Source organism: Bacillus sp. NPDC094077, assembly GCF_050279465.1.
Classification (GTDB): domain Bacteria; phylum Bacillota; class Bacilli; order Bacillales; family Bacillaceae_G; genus Bacillus_A.
Map to the genome: position 1 here is coordinate 546710 of NZ_JBNNUF010000002.1, position 22759 is coordinate 569468.

22 protein-coding genes and 1 pseudogene are annotated in these 22759 nt (G+C 35.5%); 12 read left to right on the plus strand and 11 right to left on the minus strand.

What is annotated here, in order from left to right:
• The first annotated feature begins 212 nt into the window (after positions 1 to 212).
• The 4 genes from ACQKNR_RS07660 to ACQKNR_RS07675 all read left to right on the plus strand — a co-directional run bounded on the left by ACQKNR_RS07660 (position 213) and on the right by ACQKNR_RS07675 (position 5606).
• Entirely contained in the window at positions 213 to 1175 is a 963-nt protein-coding gene (locus ACQKNR_RS07660) for an AAA family ATPase (protein WP_427316663.1), read from the plus strand.
• On the plus strand, positions 1175 to 2389 hold the full coding sequence (locus ACQKNR_RS07665) for a DUF58 domain-containing protein (RefSeq protein WP_427317017.1): 1215 nt from the start codon (positions 1175 to 1177) through the stop codon (positions 2387 to 2389). Before ACQKNR_RS07660 ends, ACQKNR_RS07665 begins: the two co-directional genes overlap by 1 nt.
• Positions 2386 to 4614 (plus strand): transglutaminase TgpA family protein, encoded by a 2229-nt coding sequence (locus ACQKNR_RS07670; protein ID WP_427316665.1) that lies wholly within the window; start codon positions 2386 to 2388, stop codon positions 4612 to 4614. The genes ACQKNR_RS07665 and ACQKNR_RS07670 overlap by 4 nt, the downstream gene beginning before the upstream one ends.
• 443 nt (positions 4615 to 5057) lie before the next feature.
• Positions 5058 to 5606 (plus strand): site-specific integrase, encoded by a 549-nt coding sequence (locus tag ACQKNR_RS07675; RefSeq protein WP_427316667.1) that lies wholly within the window; start codon positions 5058 to 5060, stop codon positions 5604 to 5606.
• Positions 5607 to 5630: 24 nt separating this feature from the next.
• Here ACQKNR_RS07675 and ACQKNR_RS07680 read toward each other — a convergent pair whose 3' ends face one another.
• The gene (locus tag ACQKNR_RS07680; RefSeq protein ID WP_427316669.1) at positions 5631 to 6080 is read right to left on the minus strand and encodes a DUF6884 domain-containing protein; all 450 of its coding nucleotides are present in this window, start codon (positions 6078 to 6080) and stop codon (positions 5631 to 5633) included.
• Positions 6081 to 6372: 292 nt separating this feature from the next.
• Here ACQKNR_RS07680 and ACQKNR_RS07685 point away from each other — a divergent pair, with 292 nt between their 5' ends.
• Positions 6373 to 6561: a DUF4017 family protein gene (locus ACQKNR_RS07685; RefSeq protein ID WP_427316671.1), complete on the plus strand. Its 189-nt coding sequence runs from the start codon at positions 6373 to 6375 to the stop codon at positions 6559 to 6561.
• Positions 6562 to 6714: 153 nt separating this feature from the next.
• Here the strand turns inward: ACQKNR_RS07685 and ppaC are convergent, their stop codons facing one another.
• The 3 genes from ppaC to ACQKNR_RS07700 all read right to left on the minus strand — a co-directional run bounded on the left by ppaC (position 6715) and on the right by ACQKNR_RS07700 (position 9247).
• Positions 6715 to 7644 (minus strand): manganese-dependent inorganic pyrophosphatase, encoded by a 930-nt coding sequence (gene ppaC / locus ACQKNR_RS07690; protein WP_427316673.1) that lies wholly within the window; start codon positions 7642 to 7644, stop codon positions 6715 to 6717.
• Positions 7645 to 7805: 161 nt separating this feature from the next.
• Positions 7806 to 8471, minus strand: coding sequence for a lytic polysaccharide monooxygenase (locus tag ACQKNR_RS07695; RefSeq protein WP_427316675.1), 666 nt, complete (start codon positions 8469 to 8471; stop codon positions 7806 to 7808).
• Positions 8472 to 8743: 272 nt separating this feature from the next.
• Positions 8744 to 9247, minus strand: coding sequence for an N-acetyltransferase family protein (locus ACQKNR_RS07700; RefSeq protein ID WP_427316677.1), 504 nt, complete (start codon positions 9245 to 9247; stop codon positions 8744 to 8746).
• A gap of 136 nt (positions 9248 to 9383) precedes the next feature.
• Between ACQKNR_RS07700 and ACQKNR_RS07705 the strand changes: the two genes are divergently transcribed.
• The 3 genes from ACQKNR_RS07705 (at position 9384) to ACQKNR_RS07715 (ending at position 10988) form a co-directional block, all read left to right on the plus strand.
• Positions 9384 to 10022 (plus strand): HD domain-containing protein, encoded by a 639-nt coding sequence (locus ACQKNR_RS07705; RefSeq protein WP_427316678.1) that lies wholly within the window; start codon positions 9384 to 9386, stop codon positions 10020 to 10022.
• Between the two features lie 105 nt (positions 10023 to 10127).
• On the plus strand, positions 10128 to 10646 hold the full coding sequence (locus ACQKNR_RS07710; RefSeq protein WP_427317018.1) for a GNAT family N-acetyltransferase: 519 nt from the start codon (positions 10128 to 10130) through the stop codon (positions 10644 to 10646).
• Positions 10647 to 10715: 69 nt separating this feature from the next.
• A complete protein-coding gene (locus ACQKNR_RS07715; protein ID WP_427316680.1) occupies positions 10716 to 10988 on the plus strand; it encodes a hypothetical protein in 273 nt (90 codons plus the stop codon).
• Positions 10989 to 11208: 220 nt separating this feature from the next.
• Here the strand turns inward: ACQKNR_RS07715 and ACQKNR_RS07720 are convergent, their stop codons facing one another.
• The 6 genes from ACQKNR_RS07720 to ACQKNR_RS07745 all read right to left on the minus strand — a co-directional run bounded on the left by ACQKNR_RS07720 (position 11209) and on the right by ACQKNR_RS07745 (position 18420).
• Positions 11209 to 12699, minus strand: coding sequence for an alanine/glycine:cation symporter family protein (locus ACQKNR_RS07720; RefSeq protein ID WP_427316682.1), 1491 nt, complete (start codon positions 12697 to 12699; stop codon positions 11209 to 11211).
• 153 nt (positions 12700 to 12852) lie between these two features.
• A complete protein-coding gene (locus tag ACQKNR_RS07725; RefSeq protein ID WP_427316684.1) occupies positions 12853 to 14337 on the minus strand; it encodes an aldehyde dehydrogenase family protein in 1485 nt (494 codons plus the stop codon).
• A 16-nt stretch (positions 14338 to 14353) separates the two neighbouring features.
• Complete coding sequence (dapA, locus tag ACQKNR_RS07730; RefSeq protein ID WP_427316686.1) at positions 14354 to 15250, minus strand: 4-hydroxy-tetrahydrodipicolinate synthase; 897 nt, start codon at positions 15248 to 15250, stop codon at positions 14354 to 14356.
• 22 nt (positions 15251 to 15272) lie between these two features.
• On the minus strand, positions 15273 to 16214 hold the full coding sequence (locus ACQKNR_RS07735; RefSeq protein ID WP_427316688.1) for a proline racemase family protein: 942 nt from the start codon (positions 16212 to 16214) through the stop codon (positions 15273 to 15275).
• On the minus strand, positions 16211 to 17248 hold the full coding sequence (locus ACQKNR_RS07740; RefSeq protein ID WP_427316689.1) for a proline racemase family protein: 1038 nt from the start codon (positions 17246 to 17248) through the stop codon (positions 16211 to 16213). The genes ACQKNR_RS07735 and ACQKNR_RS07740 overlap by 4 nt, the downstream gene beginning before the upstream one ends.
• The gene (locus ACQKNR_RS07745; protein ID WP_427316691.1) at positions 17245 to 18420 is read right to left on the minus strand and encodes an NAD(P)/FAD-dependent oxidoreductase; all 1176 of its coding nucleotides are present in this window, start codon (positions 18418 to 18420) and stop codon (positions 17245 to 17247) included. Before ACQKNR_RS07745 ends, ACQKNR_RS07740 begins: the two co-directional genes overlap by 4 nt.
• A gap of 181 nt (positions 18421 to 18601) precedes the next feature.
• Between ACQKNR_RS07745 and ACQKNR_RS07750 the strand changes: the two genes are divergently transcribed.
• From ACQKNR_RS07750 to ACQKNR_RS07765, 4 genes are all read left to right on the plus strand, one after another.
• Positions 18602 to 20263, plus strand: coding sequence for a sigma-54 interaction domain-containing protein (locus tag ACQKNR_RS07750; protein WP_427316693.1), 1662 nt, complete (start codon positions 18602 to 18604; stop codon positions 20261 to 20263).
• Positions 20264 to 20334: 71 nt separating this feature from the next.
• On the plus strand, positions 20335 to 20607 hold the full coding sequence (locus ACQKNR_RS07755) for a (2Fe-2S)-binding protein (protein ID WP_427316695.1): 273 nt from the start codon (positions 20335 to 20337) through the stop codon (positions 20605 to 20607).
• A complete protein-coding gene (locus ACQKNR_RS07760; RefSeq protein WP_427316697.1) occupies positions 20604 to 20936 on the plus strand; it encodes a (2Fe-2S)-binding protein in 333 nt (110 codons plus the stop codon). Before ACQKNR_RS07755 ends, ACQKNR_RS07760 begins: the two co-directional genes overlap by 4 nt.
• On the plus strand, positions 20933 to 22168 hold the full coding sequence (locus tag ACQKNR_RS07765) for an NAD(P)/FAD-dependent oxidoreductase (protein ID WP_427316699.1): 1236 nt from the start codon (positions 20933 to 20935) through the stop codon (positions 22166 to 22168). Before ACQKNR_RS07760 ends, ACQKNR_RS07765 begins: the two co-directional genes overlap by 4 nt.
• A 108-nt stretch (positions 22169 to 22276) precedes the next feature.
• On the opposite strand, the pseudogene ACQKNR_RS07770 reads toward ACQKNR_RS07765, so the two are convergent.
• A pseudogene (locus tag ACQKNR_RS07770) lies at positions 22277 to 22737 on the minus strand (hypothetical protein).
• Positions 22738 to 22759 lie beyond the last annotated feature (22 nt).

A 22759-nucleotide genomic window follows, 5' to 3' on the forward strand; every position in this document is an offset into this window, starting at 1 on the left:
AGAAATTATAAAGTATATCACCATGATTTTTTAACATATAAGTTTCTTCCTATTTATATAAGTTCTCAATATGAACTTATATAATACCATTACTAATTACCTCTTAGATTACTATCATACTGCAATAAAATGAAGGAACTCCTTTTCTTTAACATAAATTCTATTTTTCACTGAATGAATTAGAAAACGATAATAAAATTAGGAGGATTACGATGACCCAGCTTGATTCATTACATCCCATTGTAGAAAAAATAATCAACAATATTGAAAAATTAATGGTCGGAAAACGAAAAGAAACGATTTTAGCTTTGACAGCTCTCTTAGCTGAAGGTCATGTACTATTAGAAGATGTTCCCGGTGTCGGGAAAACAATGCTAGTACGTGCTCTTTCTAAATCAATTGATGCCGATTACAAGCGAATTCAATTCACACCTGATTTACTGCCGTCAGATGTAACAGGTGTTTCTATTTACAATCCAAAAGAGCTCCAATTTGAGTTCAAGCCAGGACCAATTATGGGGAATTTTGTACTTGCTGATGAAATTAATCGTACATCTCCAAAGACACAATCTGCCTTACTTGAAAGTATGGAAGAAGGCAATATCACAATAGATGGTATTACAAGACCGTTACCAAAACCGTTCTTTGTAATGGCTACACAAAATCCGGTCGAATATGAGGGAACATACCCTTTACCAGAAGCTCAGCTCGATCGTTTCTTGTTGAAGCTAAAAATGGGATATCCTACACCAGAAGAAGAATTTGAAATTTTAAACCGGATGGAAAAAACAAATCCACTCTCCCATTTACAAGCTATTACTACAATAGAAGAATTACTTTATTTACAACAAAGCGTACGGGAAGTAGGCATAGACAAAGCAATCAAGCATTACATTGTAAAGCTTGTTAATCAGACTCGTTCTTATAGTTCTGTACAGCTAGGTGCAAGTCCACGCGGCTCAATTGCTTTAATGAAAGCTTCACAGGCTTATGCATTCATTCATGGCAGAAATTATGTTATTCCAGACGATGTTAAACTTTTAGCTCCTTACGTTTTAGTTCACAGACTCATTCTAAAAATGGAAGCAAGATTTGAAGGAATAACAGGAGAACAAGTTATCGCCAAAATCGTTGCACGAACTACCGTGCCGACTCAAAGGACGAAGAACCTTTGATGAAACGACTACTACGAGCACTATATCACGTTACGAAGTTTTTGCTAATCCCTTTATGCCTATTCTTAACCTTTGTGTACGCTATGCTTCAAGGAGGATTTGTAAGTTGGTTTTTGTTTTACAGTACGATTCCTATTGGCCTTTATTCACTACTACTCCCCTTCTACGCTTTACGGGACGCTGAAGTAAAACGAATAACAAACCAAAACGAATATGCAGCAGGAGAACAATTTTTAAGCACTATTACAATAAAAAGAAAATTTCATTTTCCCTTACTTTATTTAGTTATAGAAGATGAACTGCCACCACAATTTACAAGTTGTAGACAAATAAAGATGAATAAGGTCATACTCTTTCCAGGATTAAAACGAAATATTTCGTTTCAATATGTTATTGACACAATCCCTAGAGGAGAGCACACTTTTTCAAGCGTACGTGTCAAAACTGGCGATTTATTCGGTATGATAGAGAAAGAAGTAACTTTTTCAGTTCCAGATACATTTTTAGTCTATCCCCAGTATGTAGATATAACTTATCGACAATTGGAAAATCATTTCGAACAAGGAGCGCTTTCAGCAAATATAAATTCAGCAAAAGACTCTACAGTCTCTGTCGGTGTCAGAGAATATAAACCTGGTGATCGCTTTTCATGGATTGATTGGAAAGCAACTGCTCGAACAAACAATATTATGACGAAAGAGTTTGAACAACAGCGCAGCCATAATATCATGATATTTATGGACAGAACCCAATCCCCTCTATTCGAATCAGTCGTAACGTTTACTGCCTCTATTGTGAGGGCGGTCCTGAAGCAAAATTCACCAGCTTCATTCGTGTCTGTCGGAAAAGAACGAACTATTTTCCCATTAGACAATGGAGATACTCAGTTGCAACAAATCTTTTGTCATTTAGCGAAAGTACAAGCAGACAGTGTATTCCCGCTCTCTCGAAGTGTAGAAATGGAATTAAAAAAAATTTATCAGCCCGTCACGATTATACTCGTGACAAGCAATCTTTCTCCCGATATTCAAAAGGCGGCTGACTGTGCTGCTATAAAAAATAGAAAATTAATGGTGTTTGTTGTGAAAGAAAAAGCGAATCAACTCTCACATCGAGAACTAAGTATACTAGAAACTCTACAAAAACGAAAAATATTTGTAAACGCGGTTTATGAAAACCGGTATACAAACGTGTTTTTTGAGGTGAGCAAATGATAACATTACAAACAAAAAACCAATGGGATATGAGCAGATTCTTCATGCATGTATGTGTACTTCTTCTTTTACTAGAATGGCTAAGACCCCTTATAGGTATTACAAACGTAGGTAGATTAGATATTTTTGTAATATTTATAGGAATTTGCTTCACTCTCTCTTTTTTTCAAACAAGGTGGCAGTTTCCAATAAAGATCGTCACGATCTTATTCATCATTCATTCCCTGTATTATAAAAATGCTTTTATAAATCCATCTTGGCTAACAACATTTTTTTCTGATATTTCTCGAAATTCCTTCCTGTTTTTCCAGGGGAATTTGCTAGATATTTCTCCAGTTTTTCCAATATTTTTATTTTTTCTATCATTTTGGTTTTTGAGTTCCTTCACCTCTTTTTGGATGATTCATAAAAAACGTGGGTTGTTATTTCTTGTATTGACTATTATTTATATCACAACTTTTCATAACTTACATTTATACAATGCAAACTACGCTATTATTCGTACTGTTGTCATCGGCTTTTTTATGCTTAGTCTTCTTCAAATAGAACGAATAAAAGAGGTTGAACACTTACAAAATTATGCTAGAGAAATCTCAAAATTACTTAGACCTCTTACAATATTTATTGTATTGTCAGCAACCATCGCATACTTTGCTCCAAAATTTGGCCCTCAATGGCCAAACCCAATGAATTTTTTAAAATTCAACACATCCGAAGCAAGTAAAGAACAAGAGGTTTCTAAAATTGGGTATGGTTTAGATGACTCGCAATTAGGCGGTCCTTTTAAAGCGGATAATACAATTGTTTTTACAGCACAAACGCAAAACAAACAATATTGGAGAGTAGAAACAAAAGATTTTTATACAGGAAAAGGCTGGGAGATTTCTGAAAAGCCAAAAAAGGTTTCTTTTAAAAATAAAAACGACATCGTGAGCTGGTACGAACAAAATACAAAAACGGAGACAACTGAGGCAACAATCACCATGCAAAAAAGTTATCCTCACCTTACCTATCCAGCAGGATTAGTATCAGTTGAGGCTTCTTCTGATGTATCATATAGCGTTGACCCATTTTCAGAAAAAATTTATACGATGCACGGAGACTCTTCTACTACTTTAAATTCGTATAAAGTAACATATGAGATCCCAGAATTTCCTATAGAAAATTTGAAAGCTGTAAAAACGAATGAAGGTCATGAAACAAGTCCTTATTTCATGACAAAGTACACACAGCTTCCCGAATCATTACCGCAGCGAGTAAAAGACTTAGCTGTTAATCTTACAAGTGATAAAGACAACCGATATGATAAAGTATTAGCTATTGAAAATTACTTCACAGACCATTCTTTTGTATACGAAACAATGAATGTCATGATTCCTGCCAAAAACCAAGATTATGTAGATCAATTCCTTTTCGATACAAAAAGCGGCTACTGTAATAATTTTTCGACGTCTATGATCGTGTTACTTCGTTCTGTCGGGATTCCCGCTCGCTGGGTAAAAGGCTATACAGAAGGAACTCTTGAGAATACATTTGCTGGTACAGAAAGTGAGAATATTTATAAAATCGCGAACAATAACGCACACTCTTGGGTTGAAGTATATTTTCCAGGATATGGATGGATTCCGTTCGAACCAACAAAAGGATTTACCAACCCCTATAATTTTATAAATAATACTCCTGCTTCTACTTCACAAAATCGCGAAGAAAATAATTCTAAAAACGAGAAAATACACCAACGGAATAATGAAGCAAAGCTCAAAAGTTTAATAGAAAATACAGAAGAAGCCTCTACTAAAAAGATCACAAATTCTAAAAATAGGTTTTCTTGGTGGTACGTATTCCTCTCTACGATACCGATTAGTATCATGGGATACATTTTCTTCACCACTAGAATGAAATGGATTACATTTTTTATTATTCTTTTCTATAAATACCGAAAAGATGATGCTGTTTATCTAAAAGCTTACGGTGCACTTTTAAAACAATTTGCGAGAATCGGCATACCAAGGGGTGAAAGTCAAACATTCCGAGAATACGCTCTCCGCATCGATACACTTTACAACTCGACTGATATGCAACAACTTACTTTCAGTTATGAGAAAGCTATGTATCAAAAGGGACAGGCCGTAGCCGAATGGAAGAAATCCGTACACTTATGGGAAATGCTTATGAAAAAAGCAGCTTCTCTGCCTAAATCAAATGACTTCGATGCAATGATTTAATTTTGATAATGTGAGTTTAAAGAAAACACCTCAAAGACTAAGAGCTACTTTGTTCTTTGAGGTGTTTTTTAATAAACATAATAAGAGATAGCTAACTCCTAATCGCCTCCGCCATCTCCCACACCATCTTCTGAACTGCCACATCCGCTATCACCCCCATTATCATTTTCACTATCCCAATTACAGCAAATTCAACCAATGCATATCCAAAATACCATCAATGAAATAGTTGCTGATAATCATTATGCTCTTCGGACAATCCGTTTAATTTTTCAAATTATGAATGGGTCTTTAAAGAGAGCCAAAACAATGAAACTAATTAAAGATAACCCTGCTGAAGGAACAAGATTGCCTAAGATTATGAAAAGAGAGCTAAACATTCGGACCACAGGCCAGGTAAATGAATTTATTAATAAATCTCGTACTTTAAAGAGAATTACTAGATGTCGTATTGGCTATGTCGCGATTGCCCTGAGCGGATGCGTCAAGGTGAAGTCTTATATCTTAGATGGAGTGATATAGACTTTACAAATGGCGTAATTTACATTAGACAGACAGTTACACAAGATGGGCAAATAAAAACTGGAGCAAAGAATGATTCGAGTATTAGATCCATCCATATCCCTTCTATACTTATTGATGAATTGCTTGCTCATAGGGATAGAATTGAAAGTGAGGAGCAACAGCTTGGAGCAGAATATAATGATCATGACTTAGTTATATGTACTCAGCATGGTAAACCTATCAATCCACGTAACTTTCGGAAATTTTTTTACGAGACAACTAAACGTATTGGTTTGCCACAAATAAGAGTTCATGATCTTCGCCATACACACGCAACAATGTTAATTGGGCAAAATGTGAATGTGAAACTAATATCATCCAGACGCGGCCATAGCTCAATTAAAACTATGCTCGATATTTATTCTCATGTGTTACCGAGTATGGATAAGTCAATATCTGATGAACTTGATAAGATTATCAAAATGTGACCAATCACATTCAGCGAACTAAAACTATATTTCCTTCCCTTCCTTCACAGCACTCTTTAATCTCTGCAACATATACCCAATTCCTTTACATCCTTCTAACGGATATGTAATAATTTCTTCCTGATATAACTTCGTCACTACTTTTTTATGCTTTTTTCCTGCAAGTAAAACAATTTCATCAAACCGAAGTAAATTTTTATCAACCATCTGCTTTTGTAATTTCTCTATACTAATAATCTCATCACTCTTTGAATCAAATGCAAGATCATAGTTTTCTTGTACAACATCATTCGGTCTTAAAAATCCATGCTTCGCTGATAATATAACCCAGTTCTCAAAAAATTCAGTTGCGTAGGCCTGACATGCTTTTCCAAATGGACTAATATATACATCTTTTGCCTCCGCCTCTCCGTAATCCGGATGCTTATCCCAAATTTTCTTTTTTCCACACGGAATTATGCATAACCTTTTCATATATATTTCTTACCTCTTTCATATGTAAAATTAATTATTTTGTAAATTTTTCTCACAAAATACTATATAATGATCTCGAAAATTTAAATTACATCTTTTACCATATCCATATCATTTTTCACTCCTTTTAAAGATCGTACCCCAATTTCTTTCATTCAACATCAACGTATTACTCTCTTTTTAAATATTATAATACTTCGTGAAAATTTACGCGCCTAGTATTCAAAACGTTCCAATTATCCCTTGATATAAAAATATATCAATTAAAATATTTTTTAGGAGGTGACCAACAATGAAAAATATTATCCCTGCACTATTAGTCTATATTATCGTTTGTGTTATTTCCATTATCATTCCAGCATCTGATGGCTATAATACTGTTGGTTGGAAGTTGTTTGTTGGGCAAATACTCGCAATACCTATTTTCCTCATTACTGCTATTATTACATTTTATGTGAATAAGAAGCGGTCTTATGAATAAACGTTCAAACGGGTAGCTAATGCTATCCTTATTTTCATTTAAGTATTTTGATAAAGTATTAACCGTCTTTGTATCTTTTTTTAAAATTTAATAATAAAAAAGACAAGTAGCCAATCGACTACTTGTCCTTTCTGTTATCTGTACTCAACCATATTAAGCTTGGAATGCTTCTGTTAATACTGGTACGATTTGTTTTTTACGAGATACAACACCTTTTAAAGTTGCTGTGTTGTTTTCTAGAGATACGTTGTATGCTTTCTCAACAACGTTTGCTGCTTTACCGATCGCAAGACCGACAGAATCGTTAGTTAAGATGTCAGTTACAACGAATAAGAATAGGTCTAAACCTTTTTCTTCTACTACTGCAGAGATAACTTTTTCAAGTTCCGCTTGGTGTACAAGAACGTCGTTTGTATCAACAGCGTTAACTTGTGCGATTTCAACTTTCGCGTTACCCATTTGGAATTCTTTCGCGTCAAGAGAGATTAATTGCTCCATTGTTTTTCCGCTTAAGTCTGCACCAGCTTTTAACATTTCTAAGCCGTAGCTATCTGCATCTACACCAGCGATTTCCGCTAATTCACGAGCTGCTGCTACGTCTTGTTCTGTGCAAGTTGGAGATTTGAATAGTAAAGAATCTGAAATGATCGCAGATAACATTAAACCTGCAACTTCTTTACGAATTACAACGCCATTTTCTTTGTACATTTTGTTTAAGATTGTAGCTGTACAACCAACTGGCTCACAACGGTAGTAAATAGGATCGCTTGTTTCAAAGTTAGCAATACGGTGATGGTCAATAACTTCTAACACACGAACAGATTCGATATCGTTAGCACTTTGTTGACGCTCGTTATGATCAACTAAAATAACGTTGTCCACTTCGTTTGCAACTGTCTCAACAAAACGCGGTCCTTCTACTTTAAAATAATCTAACGCAAATTGAGTTTCACCGCTGATTTCGCCTAAACGTACAGGCTCAGCATTCATTCCTAATTCTTTTTTTAATTCTGCATAAGCAATTGCAGAACAAATTGCATCTGTATCTGGGTTTTTATGCCCGAAAACTAGTACTTTTTCCATGTTTTCCACCTCTTCATGAAAAGGATATCTTAAAGAAGCAAATATGACAATATTTTAAGCGTATTTTTTTATAAATAATTGCACTTTCTTCTATATTTTTCATCATTTTCATAAAAAAAGATCATCTAAAAAGAATTAGATGATCGAAGTATATATTTAATTTAAAATAATGTAGGAAATTGCACTACATTATTAAAAGCAAAATTTGAAGTTAAACCATTATTTACAAGATTTACATCAATAACTTGATAAAACGCATTTCCAGTGTCTGCAATTTCCCAGACAGCTAAAATTAGATGATACCCATTTCTATCAGTAGGTACATTTGCTTCATGCATTACTGAAGTTCCTGGTCTTACTCCCCCATCATTTTTCACATAGAATGGCACTAAATCTAAATCAGACCGTGTTAATGGTTTATTTGGATTCCAATCTTTTTTCGTAATGTAGTATTTCCACTCTTTCGTACTATGAGGGGCCGTTAGCTTCCATTTAAACACATTCTTGCCACCGTTAATCGTTACTTTCTTCCACCTATCTACAGTTTGAACATCTAGATCTGGAAAATGTCCCGCTCCTGCGATTTGACCATCAGATGGTCCTAATTGTGGAAATCCACCTATCCCTTCTACACTTTGTGGTTCATATTGAATCGGACCACAATTTACATTGATTCCTTGCTTACATAAATAAGCTCGGCTCGCTGGTGATTCTATATATCCATGAGCTGAAGCTTTTTCTGAAAATCCAAATGTTAATAATCCCGTAAGTAATATCCCGCCACTTAACATAACCTTCTTCATCTTTTGTAAACTTCTCTTATTCATTCTTCCATCCCCTTCCCCACAATGAAACGAAAATAACTATAGTTGCCTAGTCATCTTCTCTACATTCATTATAAGTCGAGAAATATGGTTAAAAGAACCCTTTAATAACTTTCTCAAATTTGTTTAACAACTTAAATAACATTCATATTCAACATATTGATATATATAACACCACTTGAAAATATAGACGATATTAAAATAGTTGCTTAATATTTTCATACTTGCAATTGCTCATTTTAAACAAAACACTTAATATATCGTTTAATGGCAGCTTAAATCATTTTATAATAAATAATCGTTGCATCTAATTCACCATTTGGAGAAATTGCATAACACGGTATTTTTCCAACCTCTTGATAGTTTAATGATTTATACAATCTATTAGAAGGGTCTTCTTCTCTAGTATCTAATACTAAAAGAGACCTATTTTCTTGTTTCGCTCTTTTTTCTGCTTTTTGCATAAGTGAGCGTCCAATACCGTTACGTCTTAAGTTTGGATGAGTCATTAACTTACAAATTTCAGCTCTATGACTTCCGTTTGGCTTTGTGACTAAATGTAATTGAACGCTACCTGCCACTTCATTATTTATTTTAGCAACATATAATATCACTTCTGGTGCTAATACAGTTTGCCAATACTTCGTCGCTCTTTCTCTTTCCATTGGCGGTAGAAATCCTATTGACGCTCCATCATCTACTACTGTTTTCAAAAGTTCAGTAAGCTCATTAATATCTTCATCAAGTATTTTAATCTCTTCTATTACTACATTTTGCATTCCTTTTCCCCCTTTTTTCCACTTAATGTACACTTGTATATTACCATTAATTATAAGAGAAAAAATTCAAGAAGGAATAATTACATTCGAAGATGAAATTATGTAAAATATAATTTTTTAAAGAAAGGATGACTTCATGAAATATATATTAGACAGGATATACGCAAGAGAATTACTTGAATGGGCATATCAACAAAACCCAGGTCCTTGGTTCGAACATTCAATTCATGTTGCTCATGCAACTGAGAACATCATTGTAGAACTAATAAAAAATGGGTATGACCTAGATATTGACATAGCATACAATGCTGCCCTCCTGCATGATATAGGAAGATATAAGGGTTTTACCAAATCGGTTATTCATTCCTATGATGGTTATATGCATATGAATGATTTAGGATATACAGGAAACGCCATTATTTGTGTGACCCATTCGTTTCCTTGCAAAAACGAGCATATAGATATCGCAGCAGAGTGGAGCCTTGTTCCCGATCATATGGAAAGTCGGTTGATTGGAATATTGAATGAACATAGTGACTATGACTTATACAACAAAGTAATTACTCTTTGCGACGCTCTCGCTGACGCAGATGGCTTTACTACTCTTGAAAGAAGATTGATTTCAGTTGGTTTACGTCACGGAACAACCGCCCATACCTCTTTACATTGGAAAGGATTCTATACGATTAAGAAAGAATTAGAATCTTTAATCGGTAAGAGCATATACACACTTCTCCCAAATGTAGAGAAATCAATTTATAAAAATGTTGAATAGTAGGATGTAACCTATCTTCAATAAGCAGGGTTACATTATTAATGAAAGTGATCGCCTTCAATAAAAGATTTAAAATGAAAAGTACAGTTTAAGGTGGTGGTGTATATTTACGAAGAAATTGGAGAACGTGAAATACAAATTCACACTTGGAATGATAAAAATCTTGATCTACTTCATAAAATAAATACCCCAGAAATGATGAGACATCTAGGAGGACCTGAAACGAAAGAACAAATTTTAAAACGACACCAACGCTATCTTAAACTTGGTGATAACGGGAAAATGTTTAGCATTACTCAATCTCCTGATTTTGTGGATGTTGGCTCTGTTGGGTATTGGAAAACTACTTGGAATGATGAAAGTGTTTATGAAATTGGATGGAGTGTACTACCACAATTTCAAGGGAAAGGAATAGCAACTCTCGCAGTTAAACTGGCAATTGATGCAGCAATGAAAGAGAACAAATATAAATATATATACGCCTTCCCTTCCATTCATAACCTTGCTTCAAATGCGGTTTGTCAGAAGCTTAACTTTACATTTATTTCTGATTGCGAATTTGAATACCCACCTGGTAACTTAATGCACTGTAACAACTGGCGTTTAATAATAGCTACAAATTAAGAACGATCGAGTATATATGTAAGATTCTTATAAACAGTTTCGAAAACGGAGGGATTACTTATTAGTAAAATGGGATTTGACTTAATAAATCATGAAGGTAACTTAGATAATGGATATGAAGACATCGTTAGTATATCTGGAAAATGTAAATTCTCTAACTGTTCACATACAAATGAACCAAACTGTGCGGTTAAAAAAGCCATCTCTGACGGCATACTTTCTGAAGAGGTAGTTAATAGTTATTATAGAGATTTAAACGAGGCACAATATGTTTCTAAACAGAGGAATAAAACAAAAGCTCTCGACTATATGAAACAATTGAAGCTCTTTCGAAAAGATTAATAAAAAATCTCCTTAAAATATTATTTTTTAAGGAGATACCTATTATATTTAGTATTTTTGATTCCTAAACTAAATTTATCATATAGTACTTTTTCCTTTTCAAAAATGCAGCTTAAATACAACTAAATTCCAAAGATTCTTTACTTAACTAATCTGGATTGATTTAAAACCATTGTCTAAGTTAAAAAGATCGAATTTTCAGTTTTTAAACTTCGTAAATTTATAATTTTACACTATCATCCACAGATACTTTCTCCTTAGAGCTTTTCCTTTCCCCCTCTTTACTTATCTCTTCCCAAATCACTAATCCTTCCATCCCCACACTTTGAGGATCAAAGACTGGATCTTTCCCTTCTTTTTTCTGCGCTTCATAATCTTTTAATACTTTTAATGCTGTTTTACTTAATAGTAGAATCGCAATAAGGTTTAACCACGCCATACTACCTATTCCTAAATCCCCAAGATTCCATAAAAGTGAAGCTGATTCTATACTACCGATATAAACCATAATTAAAAATCCAATTTTTAAAACTGGCTTCAACCAACCATATTTTAGCCCACGATCTAAATAAGTGAGCGTCGTTTCAGCGATATAGTAATAAGCAAGCAAAGTTGTAAATGCGAAGAAGAAGATTGCGATTGAAATAAATAATGGTCCAAACCCTGTCATAACAGTTTCAACTGCTTGTTGCGTATAGATTGGACCTGCCTCTACATTCCCTATATTTTGTACAATGGCACTTTTCCCTTCAGGTATAACATTGTACATACCTGTAATTAAAATCATAAGCGCCGTCGCAGTACAAACGACGATTGTATCAATGTATACGGAAAAAGCTTGAACCAATCCCTGCTTTGCAGGATGCGATACTTCCGCTGCAGCAGAACTATATGTCGCTTCTCCAACACCAGCAACGTTTGAAAATACAGCTCGTTTTACGCCCCATGCAATAGCTGCACCGACAATTCCACCAAACATTTCATTTACACCAAATGCACTTGAGAAAATTAAAGCAAACATACTTGGAATTTCCGTTACATTCGCAATTAATATAATACATGTAACAATTACATAACCAATTGCCATAAATGGAACAAGCATTTGAGAAACGCCAGCAATTCTCTTTACGCCACCGAAAATAATCGCCGCTAGCAATACTACTAAAAATATACCTGTTATATATTTACTAATTCCAGAAGAATTTTCAAATCCAACTGCGATACTACTTGATTGAATTCCTGGTAATAACACGCCGTATGATATTGTAACAACGATCGCTACAATGACGGCAAACCATTTCATTTTTAAACCCTTTTCAATAAAATATGGTGTACCGCCGCGATATTCATTCCCTACTTTACTTTTATACACTTGAGATAATGTTGATTCAACGAACGCACTAGCTGCTCCTAACAAGGCCATTACCCACATCCAAAACACAGCTCCTGGCCCGCCAAAAGCAATTGCTGTTGCTACCCCGGCGATATTACCTATTCCAACTCTTCCCGATAAGGCTAGACAAAATGCTTGGAAAGATGATATTCCATTTTCTGAACTTTTCCCTTCAAATAGTAATTTGATCATCTCTTTAAAATAACGGATTTGCAAAAAACGAGTCGCAATTGTGAAGTACACTCCCGCTCCTAAAGCAAAAACCACTAAGCCGATACTCCACACTTGACCTACTAACCATTCTACTAACTTCTCCATAAAAGTCCCCCTCCTAATTGTTTTGAAAAGGAAAATTTAAATATAGAAAACGGACAACCTTTGACTTGCATTACAGTTGTCCGCTTCTCTTTCTATTTCATCATTCTGTTATCTCACTTTTAATAGACAGTTAGACTCCTACTGACTAGTGTATTACTTAATATTGACCCAAACACTCTTCACTTCTGTATAATTATCAAGTGCATATGAACCTAACTCACGCCCAATACCAGATTGTTTATATCCACCAAATGGCGCAGCTGCATTTTCCAAGTTATAATCATTAATCCACACTGTTCCTGCCTTTAATTTATTGGCAACTTGATGTCCTATTTTAATATTTTGTGTCCATACACCCGCTGCAAGTCCGTAAGACGATCGATTCGCTCTTGCAATTACTTCTTCCGTTGAATCAAATGGGAGTACAACTACGACTGGCCCAAATATTTCTTCTTTAACGATTGTCATATCGTCTGTAACGTTCGTGAATACTGTTGGCTTGACGAAGTAACCTTTTTCAAACGCACGTTCTCCACCAGCTGCAACAGTAGCGCCTTCAGCTTTTCCTTGTTCAATGTAATTTAGCACACGCTCTTGTTGCTTTTTAGATACGAGTGGCCCCATTTCAGTTTCCTTCTCCATACCTGATCCAAGCTTCACGTCATTTGCCATTTTCACAAGTTCATTTACTACTGTTTCATAATGTTTCCGATGAACGAATACGCGAGACCCAGCACTACAATTTTGACCATGATTATACATAATACCTTGGAATGCACCATTAATCGCTTCTTCTAAATCAGCGTCTTCTAAAATGATATTTGGTGATTTCCCACCTAGTTCTAACGTTACATGTTTAATTGTTTCTGCAGATTGACGCATAATGTATTTTCCTGTAACTGTTGAACCTGTGAAAGCTACTTTATCAATATCATGATGGTTTACAATCGCTGCACCTGCTTCTTGACCGAAACCTGGTACAAAGTTTACAACACCGTTTGGAAAACCAGCTTCTTTAAAAAGCTTCGCTGTATATAGTAGAGATAAAGGTGTTTGCTCTGCTGGTTTTAATACAATCGTACAACCTGTTGCAAGTGCCGCTCCCATTTTCCAAGAAGACATTACGAGTGGAAAATTCCACGGAATTATTTGGCCTACAACGCCAACAGGTTCATGGCGTGTGTAATTTAAGTAATCTTTTGAAATCGGAATCGTTTGCCCGATAATTTTTGTAGCCCACCCCGCATAATAACGGTAATTTTCTACTGTCGCTGCAATGTCATCCTCAAGTGCTACTTGATATGGTTTCCCATTATCTAAAGCTTCTAACTGTGCTAATTCTTCTTTATGCTCTTCAATTAAGTCTGCTAATTTATAAATAAGATGCGCTCTTTCAGCAGTGGTCATTTCTGCCCAAGGGCCTGATTCAAATGCGGATCTTGCCGCTTTTACTGCGACATCAATATCTTCTTCTTGCGCTTCACATACGACCGCAAGAACATCTTCTGTCGCTGGATTGTAAGTTTCAAACGCCTTTCCACTAATAGAAGGAACAAATTCGCCATTAATAAACATTTTAACTCCTTCATTTAAAAACGCTTTCACTTTTGGTTTTAGCTCAATGTTTGTCGTTAACATATACACTCCTCCTTATTTAAACAGCTGCATGAGCTGCGATATTTGATAATATTGTTTGTAGCTTTTGATCTTCTTCTACAGTCAATCCTAGTCTCGGATAACGAGAAGGCCCGCCAGCTTGCCCGTGTAATTCCATCGAACGTTTAACGATTTGTACATATTTCCCTGATCCTTCAAGAAACTCACAAAGAGGTAAAATAGCATCGTTCATTTTCCACGCTTTTTCTAATTCACCATTTTGAAAATGCTCATACATTTTCGTAACGAGACCTGGAACGATATTTCCTGCTACTGAAACCCATCCTGTCGCACCAACTAAATAAGATTCCATCACTAAATCTTCAGATCCGCAGAAGACTTGAAAAGCCTCTTCGCCTTGTCTTACTAAATCTCTCGCTTTTCGAATATCTCCGCTAGACTCTTTAATATGTGTAACATTTTCACATTCTTTTCCGATTCGAAGCATAAGCTCTGTACTCATATCAACTCCAGAAGTAAATGGGTTATTATATAGCATAATTGGTATATTCACAGCGCTAGAGATTTCTTTAAAATGAAAATAGATTTCTTCTTCTTTCGGTTTACAATAATACGAGTTTATAATTAATGCACAATCCGCGCCGTGTGCTTCTGCATGTTTCGTATATTCAATCGTTTCTTTCGTCGTCTCTGCTGCAGTACCAACGATAACAGGAACACGACCATCAACTTCTTTTAAAACTGTTTCTACCATTTTAAATCGTTCTTCTTTTGATAAACTTACAAACTCTCCTGTACTTCCATTAATGATGATACCTGCAACATTTTGGTTGATAAAGTAATTTACGTTTTGTTTTACCCCATCCCAATTAATCTCCTGAAATTCATCCATCGGTGTTATTAGTACTGGAAATGCCCCTTTAATTTTTTGCACATTTATCTCTCCTCTTAACATTTTATTTTAATAAGAAACCTGTTGGAAATGGATCCGTAGGGTCTAATAGAAACGTCTGCATTCCTGTAATAAATCCTCTACTTTCAAAGCGGAAAATGTATCCTAATTCTTCCTTCTTCACTTTTTCCACTGTTATAAAGCTATTAAATATACTTTCATTTTTAAAAGGTTTATTCGTTTTAAGATTATTTTTAAATAAAGCATGAACATAAGACACAATGGTAGAAACAAATCCTGGTGAACGCATAATAAAGTTATCTTCATGAAATGTAATTGTCTTTATATTGTTCTCTTCTTTTTGTGAAGAATCTACTAAAATAAGTCTTTTAATTAGAGAGTGTTTTTGTATAGCTTGAAGTGTAGCTTCACCCCATTTTTTCAATTCAGATATATTTCCAACACAAATTTCAGGCGAATACGTATCCTTTTCTACAACTGCATAAACTTTATCTGCTTGTATAAGTGAGTAATTTATATTACCAATCTTCAAATCTTTCTCAACCATATAACAAAGTTTGCTTTCAAACGAAACAGATACAACTTCATCATGCTCTACATAGGCGTGAACTGAAAAAATTCCAGACAACGTTTCAATTTTGTATTGATTAGACTCTCTCTTTTTTAAATATCCACTTTCTAGTAACATCGTTATTACCGCGACAATACCACCATAATGAAGAGGAATAGATCCTTTATGATTAAAAAACAATACAGCTGCATCGACTTCCTTATGAATAGAAGGAACGACAATACATCCATTTAACCCGATAAAACCACGTGGTTCATTTAATAAAAGCTGCATTTCTTCTGCTAATTCCCCTGAAATTTGTTCATTTAAATGTTCTAAACTGTAGTAGTATTTGCATGGTACGTCTTTTATTACACGAAATGCTTCGCCAGCTACGTGCACATCTACTGCTGTATACATTTTTTGAATGTTCATTTTACATCCTCCGTTTCATGTTCCATCGGCGGAATTAGCAAAAAGCCTTCTTTAAGTGGATCCTTTTCATTGTAAAAAAATCTATGCATCCCCATAAGCCAAGCTGAACCAGTAATCTTCGTTACTACAGCCTCAATATTTTCTACATATGTCGTATTCATGACACATCCTTTAAATAGAGAGCCCACAATACTCTCATGAACGAATTCTTCAGTGATGTCGATTTTTTTATGAGCGTATAATACAGCTAACTTCGCTGATGTTCCTGTACCACATGGAGATCGATCAATTCCTCCTGGTGGTACGACAACTGTATTTTTCACATGCGCACTTTCATGAGTAGGATCTGTATAAAATTCAACATGGGTTAATCCTCTTATAAACGAATATTGCGGATGAATGATTTCAAACTTCTCATTAATTGTATTTCTAATATGAATCGCCTTATCAATGATTGTAGATGCGTTTTCTGGTATTAACTCTAGTCCTACTGACTTCGCATCGATAATGGCATAAAAATTCCCTCCATACGCAATATCGGCTTCTACAGTTCCAATTCCGTCGACGTATACAGAAATATTTTTCAGTAAAAAGGCTGGTATGTTACAGAAGGAGACTTCTTTCGCCTTACCATTTTGAACAGTAATATCTACTTCAACTAAGCCAGCTGGTGTATCTAGCTTTAAAGAAGTAACCGGTTCAACTACGGGAATTAAACCTGATTCAACTAAAGCTGTACATACACCAATTGTATCGTGACCACACATCGGTAAATATCCACCTGTCTCTATGTATATAACGCCTATATCAGCTTCCGGATGACATGGATCTGTTAATAATGCCCCTGACATAACATCATGACCACGCGGTTCATTCATTAGCAATTTGCGAATCCAGTCATACTCCTTTTTCATATGTAACATCTTCTCTGCCATCGTCTCTCCAATTAACTTAGGAAGTCCGCTAATTAATGTCCTCGTTGGATTTCCGCCCGTATGTGTATCGATCGTCGTAAAAACTCTTTGTGACCTCATCCGTTTAACACCCTTTCTGTAAAACGACTCAAACGAAGTGGTTCAATAGGAATGATTGTTTCTTTTTCATTTAATAACTCTTCAATCACTTTCCCAGTAACTGCAGCAAGACTAATTCCATCACCTTCATGTCCTGCTGCAATAAAGTAATTCGGTATATGATCCACTCGTGAAATGATCGGCAAATGGTCTTCTGTCCACGGACGTAAGCCCGCATATGAACGAATCACCATCATATCTGCCATTTTCGGATAAAAACGAATTGCTCTGTTCGCAATGCATTTAATAACCTCGTTATTAATTCTCGTATGAAATCCTACAAACTCTCTACTACTACCAATTAAAAAATTCTGGCTTTCTGTCGGTTCAAATACAAGTGCCACCCCGTACTTTTCAGTTAAAGCATCCACTTTTCGTTTTCCACCAAACTTTGAGATCAAATAACCAAATTCCATTACTTTACGAGAACCTACGTGTTGCTGTCTTGAAGCTACAATAATATGCCCCTTTCTCGGTTTGATTGGAATATGTAAGTCTAACATTTGACCGATCTTAGGAGCCCAAACACCAGCTGCATTCACAACTCGCTTTGCAGAAAACGTTCCATTTGTCGTTTCTACAATAAAGGAGCCGTCTATTTCTCTTTTCATTTCCTTAACTTCCGTATGGTTGAAAGCTTTTGCACCAAATTTTTTCGCCTCTGCTAAAAGTGAAAAAGCAAGAAGGTATGGATTTACAGTCGAATCCGTTGCACATTCTAAACCACCTAATAAATCATCCGCAAAAAAAGGTGATTCCGCTCTTATATCTTGCCTGTCTAGCATTCGAAACGGTAACCCTACTTCTTTTTGCCGATTCACCCATTGCTTCGCAGCTTCCATCTCTTCGTCTGATTCACAGACGAGAATGCTTCCAGGTGCCCTATATTCAAATGAGTGCTCCAACTCTTCACTTAGTTCTGTTACTAATTTTTGACTTACTAATGACATTTGACTATCAAATCCTGGATCTTTATCAATCGCTAAAATATTTCCGTCACACCGTGAAGACGTCCCGCTAACAAATTCCCCTTTTTCGATTATTGTTACGTCTATTCCATATTTCGAAGTGTAATAAGCAATCGAACAGCCAATTATACCGCCACCTATTATTAAAACGTCACAGTGCCTCACATAGCATCCTCCTTTCTCTTAAATCTCTCACTTTCTATTTATGCAATTGGTGTGCCAACTCTACATCCAGAAAATATTTATATAAAATAATTTTATTTGTAAAAATATTTTAAATTTATCGTAAATAGGTGTATTATTTTTTTATCACTGTCTAAATTTTTATACATTTCAGGAGGGCCATATGTCATTTTCATTCCCAACAATAAAAGAATTCATAACCATTTTGTCAATCGATCATCAAAGTAACATGCAGCACATCAAACAAGTAGAAGAAAAATCATTTTACTTTCTTTCATCTTCTGAAGAATACAGTTGCGCAGTTATATGTGAAAATGATTCTTTCACTGCTTTAATCGATGTATTTTCTCAAGAACAAGCCGTTGTTATCGTTAACGAAAATCGAGAGCCTATATGTTGTATAACCGCAAAGCAAATGATTCCGTTTCTTTATAAGTCTCACAATAATCTACAAGCTTTCTATAACACTGTAATTCAAACGACTGATTCTTCTGTTACAGTCATTGATGAGAAAGAATATGTCCGTACGTGGACAGATGGCGCTGAAAAAATCTTTTCGGTTAAACATAATGAAATTATCGGGCAACCAATTACTCGTTTTTTTGATTATAAAGATTTAGAAATCTTACAATCATTGCATGATGGAAAAAGTATAATCGCTCAATTTCATCAGCCTCGTCCAGATTTGTTCGTATTAATTAATTCCAATCCTGTTTATTGTAACGATGAAATTATAGGGGCAGTCGTTTCCGAAACGGATGTTACAAATCAAGTTGTATTAAATGAGAAATTATTTAATATGTCGCATGAAGTACATCGCTTAGAGCAAGAAGTTGCAAAGTATAAAGATACATCCGATCCTTTTCTTGCAATGAACGGAAAAAGCCCTGTCATACAAAGAACGATACAATTAGCTCGAAAGGTTTGTTCTGTGAAATCGACTGTTTTAATACTTGGCGAAAGTGGTGTTGGAAAGGAAATATTTGCGAAAGCGATACATGAAGCAAGTGAAACAGCAAAAGCCCCTTTCATTTCAATCAACTGCGGCGCAATTCCAGAAGCGTTATTTGAAAGTGAATTATTCGGTTACGAACGCGGGGCGTTTTCTGGTGCAAATAGTAAGGGTAAGAAAGGTAAAATTGAGCTCGCGCAAGGTGGCACTTTATTCCTTGATGAGATAGGCGAAATGCCACTCGATATGCAAGTAAAACTATTGCGTGTACTGCAAGAACGGAAGTATTACCGAGTTGGTGGAGAAAAAGAAATAAATATAGATTTCCGCATCATCGCTGCTACAAATCGTGATTTACAAGAAGAAATGAGAAAAGGAACTTTCCGAGAAGATTTATACTATCGCTTAAATGTAGTTAGCTTGCATATTCCGCCACTGCGCGAAAGACGAGAAGATATTATCGAATTAACGTACTCCTTCTTAAACGATTTTTCAATAAACTATAACAGACCAGTTCGCGACTTACCTTCAAGTATTATGCATGAACTACTTCATTACAATTGGCCAGGTAATATTCGCGAGCTCCGTAACGTAGTTGAAAGGCTCGTCGTATTTGCGACAGACGGTATTATTAAACAAGAATATTTGCCATTTCACACAAATGATACTTTAGAAAATGAAACGTCTCATTCCCTTTTACTCAGCAACAATAACACAATTCTATCTTTACAAGAAGAGATGGATGAGCACGAGAAAAGGATCATTGAAAGAGCTTTACAAATTTTAAATGGGAATAAATTAGAATGCGCGAAACAACTTGGCATAACGAGGGCCACTTTATATAACCGTATAAAAAGACTTGGACTACAATAACACCCCCTCCTCTATGTTGGCATAGTTTTTGCATCTTAATTTGTGCATATCGAACTAGAGGAGGAATACATATGACAAATAAAGAAAATTTAATCGTTTGTCGTTGTGAAGAAGTTACTTACGGACAACTTCAATCGACACTCACTGAGTATAACTGCTCGGCAAGAGAACTAAAACTAAGAACACGTGCTGGCATGGGTTTTTGTGGTGGTCGCACATGTAGAATGATGATAGATCGAATGATTGAAAGTACAAATCCTGATGCAAACCCTAATGAGATTCCATTAAAATATCAGCCACCCGTGCGAGCAATTACTTTCGGAGCGGTAGGTGAAAATAAATGAGCAGAATTACACATCACCCTATTTTAGGTAGTTTAAATAATAGTCAACGCATCACTTTTCAATTTAACGGTCAAAAGTATGAAGCATATGAACATGAAACAATTGCTGCTGCCTTGCTAGCGAACGGAATACGGACGTTAAGAGTGCATGAAGATAGTGGGACTCCGCGAGGCATTTATTGTAACATCGGGCATTGTTCTGAATGCCGAGTGACGGTAAACAATCAAACGAACGTACGAGCGTGCTTAACTGTTGTAGAAAACGATATGGTTGTTGAAAGCGGAAAACAGTATCCAAATATCGTGAGAGAGATGGTGAAAAAGAAATGATCGATGTAATTATTATTGGGGCTGGACCAGCAGGATTATCAGCTTCCATCTCTTGTGCACAATTTGGACTAAACGTACTTGTTATTGATGAATTTATGAAACCTGGCGGTAGATTATTAGGACAGTTACACCAAGAGCCTACTGGAGATTGGTGGAACGGAATAGAAGAATCAAAACGCCTTCATAAAGAAGCAAAATCACTTTCAGTCGATATTCGGTGCGGTGTTTCTGTCTATAATTTAGATAAAGATGAAAGTTGTTGGTTCGTACATACAAATATAGGTACATTAGAAGCGCCGTTTGTTCTAATTGCTACTGGGGCTGCTGAGTATGCTATTCCCCTTCCTGGCTGGACACTTCCAGGGGTTATGTCAATTGGAGCAGCTCAAGTTATGACAAATGTTCATCGAGTTCAAGTTGGAAAAAAAGGAATTATTATTGGGGCTAACATTTTGTCATTCGCAATATTAAATGAATTACAATTAGCGGGTATTACAGTGGAGCATATTGTAATTCCTGAAAAAAGCGAATTAAGCCAAAAAGCTGGCGAGCCTGAGGAAGTATTGAGCTCCCTTTTACATGCTGCTCACCTCGCTCCTTCCGTTTTCCTTCGTTTTGGAAGCAAGTTCATGAAATATGATTGGATTCGAAAAGCTGGATTAACTTTTTATCCAAATAGTGGAATGAAAATAAACGGGACACCTCTTCATCTCCGTAAAGCTGCACTAGAAATTATCGGAACGAACCAAGTTGAAGGTGTTCGCGTTGCTAGTATTGATTCTAAAGGCAATATTATTAATGGATCAGAAAAGATATATGAGGCAGATTTCGTTTGTATTGCTGGAGGTCTATATCCACTTGCTGAGTTAGCCGCAGTAGCTGGATGCCCCTTCCAATACATTCCAGAATTAGGTGGGCATGTTCCACTTCATTCAGAAGAAATGGAGACCACACTTCCCGGTTTATTTGTAGCTGGCAATATTACTGGAATTGAAAGCGGGAAGATCGCAATGGCGCAAGGAACAGTTGCAGGGCTATCTATTGCTAAACATGCCAGTGAGAAACGTGACGTAGTCGACCAACTATTACAACAAGCCATTCAAAATGTTCACTCCGTTCGTCAGAATGCAGCGATCCAATTTAATCCAATGGTCGATGTTGGTAGACGGAAGATGAATGAGATTTGGCATGATTTTCAATCATTTGAAGAAAATCAGCAAATGAAAGCATGAAAAACTAACATCTAAAAAAAGCGATGGATTCATTTCCACCGCTTTTTTTATAATTTTTAGTACTACACCTAGTATTTCTGTTATGTCAATTACAGGAACCAAAAGTAATTACCTATTTTTCATTCCGACTAAAATTCCCGATATCGACATCCATAAATTTACAAACATTAAAATTCCGCAAATATTAGCGACAACTACATATAGTCCAATAAATTGGTTTTCAAAGTGGAACAACGGAGTGTAATAAATGGCCATTATTAAGGCTATAACCATTGAAAACAGAAGCAGTTTTTTCTAGTTATCATATAAACACAATACAAAAACGTATAATAGGCCCAAAATTGCGCAGCATACCATGCATGAGATAGTCGGATACCTGTTTTCATGTGCAAAGTTGTTAATACCAGTATGCATATTACAAGTACTGCAATTAATAGCGCAATTCTAACAAATCGTAAAAGATTTATTAAAAAGCGTTTTTTTGAAATTAGGTCATTTACTTCATATTTAAACATTTGTTTCGTTATATAATGAACAAAAAATATTAATCCTACACTAATAGCTAACATAAAAAAATATCATTACTACGCC

What these genes read in the sequence shown, in the direction of transcription:
- ACQKNR_RS07740 (WP_427316689.1), bottom strand. Translation starts at nt 17,248, where the DNA reads ATGAGGTCACAAAGAGTTTTTACGACGATCGATACACATACGGGCGGA.
- ACQKNR_RS07750 (WP_427316693.1), top strand. Translation starts at nt 18,602, where the DNA reads ATGTCATTTTCATTCCCAACAATAAAAGAATTCATAACCATTTTGTCA.
- ACQKNR_RS07765 (WP_427316699.1), top strand. Translation starts at nt 20,933, where the DNA reads ATGATCGATGTAATTATTATTGGGGCTGGACCAGCAGGATTATCAGCT.
- ACQKNR_RS07685 (WP_427316671.1), top strand. Translation starts at nt 6,373, where the DNA reads ATGAAAAATATTATCCCTGCACTATTAGTCTATATTATCGTTTGTGTT.
- ACQKNR_RS07680 (WP_427316669.1), bottom strand. Translation starts at nt 6,080, where the DNA reads ATGAAAAGGTTATGCATAATTCCGTGTGGAAAAAAGAAAATTTGGGAT.
- ACQKNR_RS07715 (WP_427316680.1), top strand. Translation starts at nt 10,716, where the DNA reads ATGGGATTTGACTTAATAAATCATGAAGGTAACTTAGATAATGGATAT.
- ACQKNR_RS07755 (WP_427316695.1), top strand. Translation starts at nt 20,335, where the DNA reads ATGACAAATAAAGAAAATTTAATCGTTTGTCGTTGTGAAGAAGTTACT.
- ACQKNR_RS07665 (WP_427317017.1), top strand. Translation starts at nt 1,175, where the DNA reads ATGAAACGACTACTACGAGCACTATATCACGTTACGAAGTTTTTGCTA.
- ACQKNR_RS07725 (WP_427316684.1), bottom strand. Translation starts at nt 14,337, where the DNA reads ATGTTAACGACAAACATTGAGCTAAAACCAAAAGTGAAAGCGTTTTTA.
- ppaC (WP_427316673.1), bottom strand. Translation starts at nt 7,644, where the DNA reads ATGGAAAAAGTACTAGTTTTCGGGCATAAAAACCCAGATACAGATGCA.
- ACQKNR_RS07705 (WP_427316678.1), top strand. Translation starts at nt 9,384, where the DNA reads ATGAAATATATATTAGACAGGATATACGCAAGAGAATTACTTGAATGG.
- ACQKNR_RS07660 (WP_427316663.1), top strand. Translation starts at nt 213, where the DNA reads ATGACCCAGCTTGATTCATTACATCCCATTGTAGAAAAAATAATCAAC.
- ACQKNR_RS07760 (WP_427316697.1), top strand. Translation starts at nt 20,604, where the DNA reads ATGAGCAGAATTACACATCACCCTATTTTAGGTAGTTTAAATAATAGT.
- ACQKNR_RS07720 (WP_427316682.1), bottom strand. Translation starts at nt 12,699, where the DNA reads ATGGAGAAGTTAGTAGAATGGTTAGTAGGTCAAGTGTGGAGTATCGGC.
- ACQKNR_RS07670 (WP_427316665.1), top strand. Translation starts at nt 2,386, where the DNA reads ATGATAACATTACAAACAAAAAACCAATGGGATATGAGCAGATTCTTC.
- ACQKNR_RS07735 (WP_427316688.1), bottom strand. Translation starts at nt 16,214, where the DNA reads ATGAACATTCAAAAAATGTATACAGCAGTAGATGTGCACGTAGCTGGC.
- ACQKNR_RS07675 (WP_427316667.1), top strand. Translation starts at nt 5,058, where the DNA reads ATGTCGTATTGGCTATGTCGCGATTGCCCTGAGCGGATGCGTCAAGGT.
- ACQKNR_RS07695 (WP_427316675.1), bottom strand. Translation starts at nt 8,471, where the DNA reads ATGAATAAGAGAAGTTTACAAAAGATGAAGAAGGTTATGTTAAGTGGC.
- ACQKNR_RS07700 (WP_427316677.1), bottom strand. Translation starts at nt 9,247, where the DNA reads ATGCAAAATGTAGTAATAGAAGAGATTAAAATACTTGATGAAGATATT.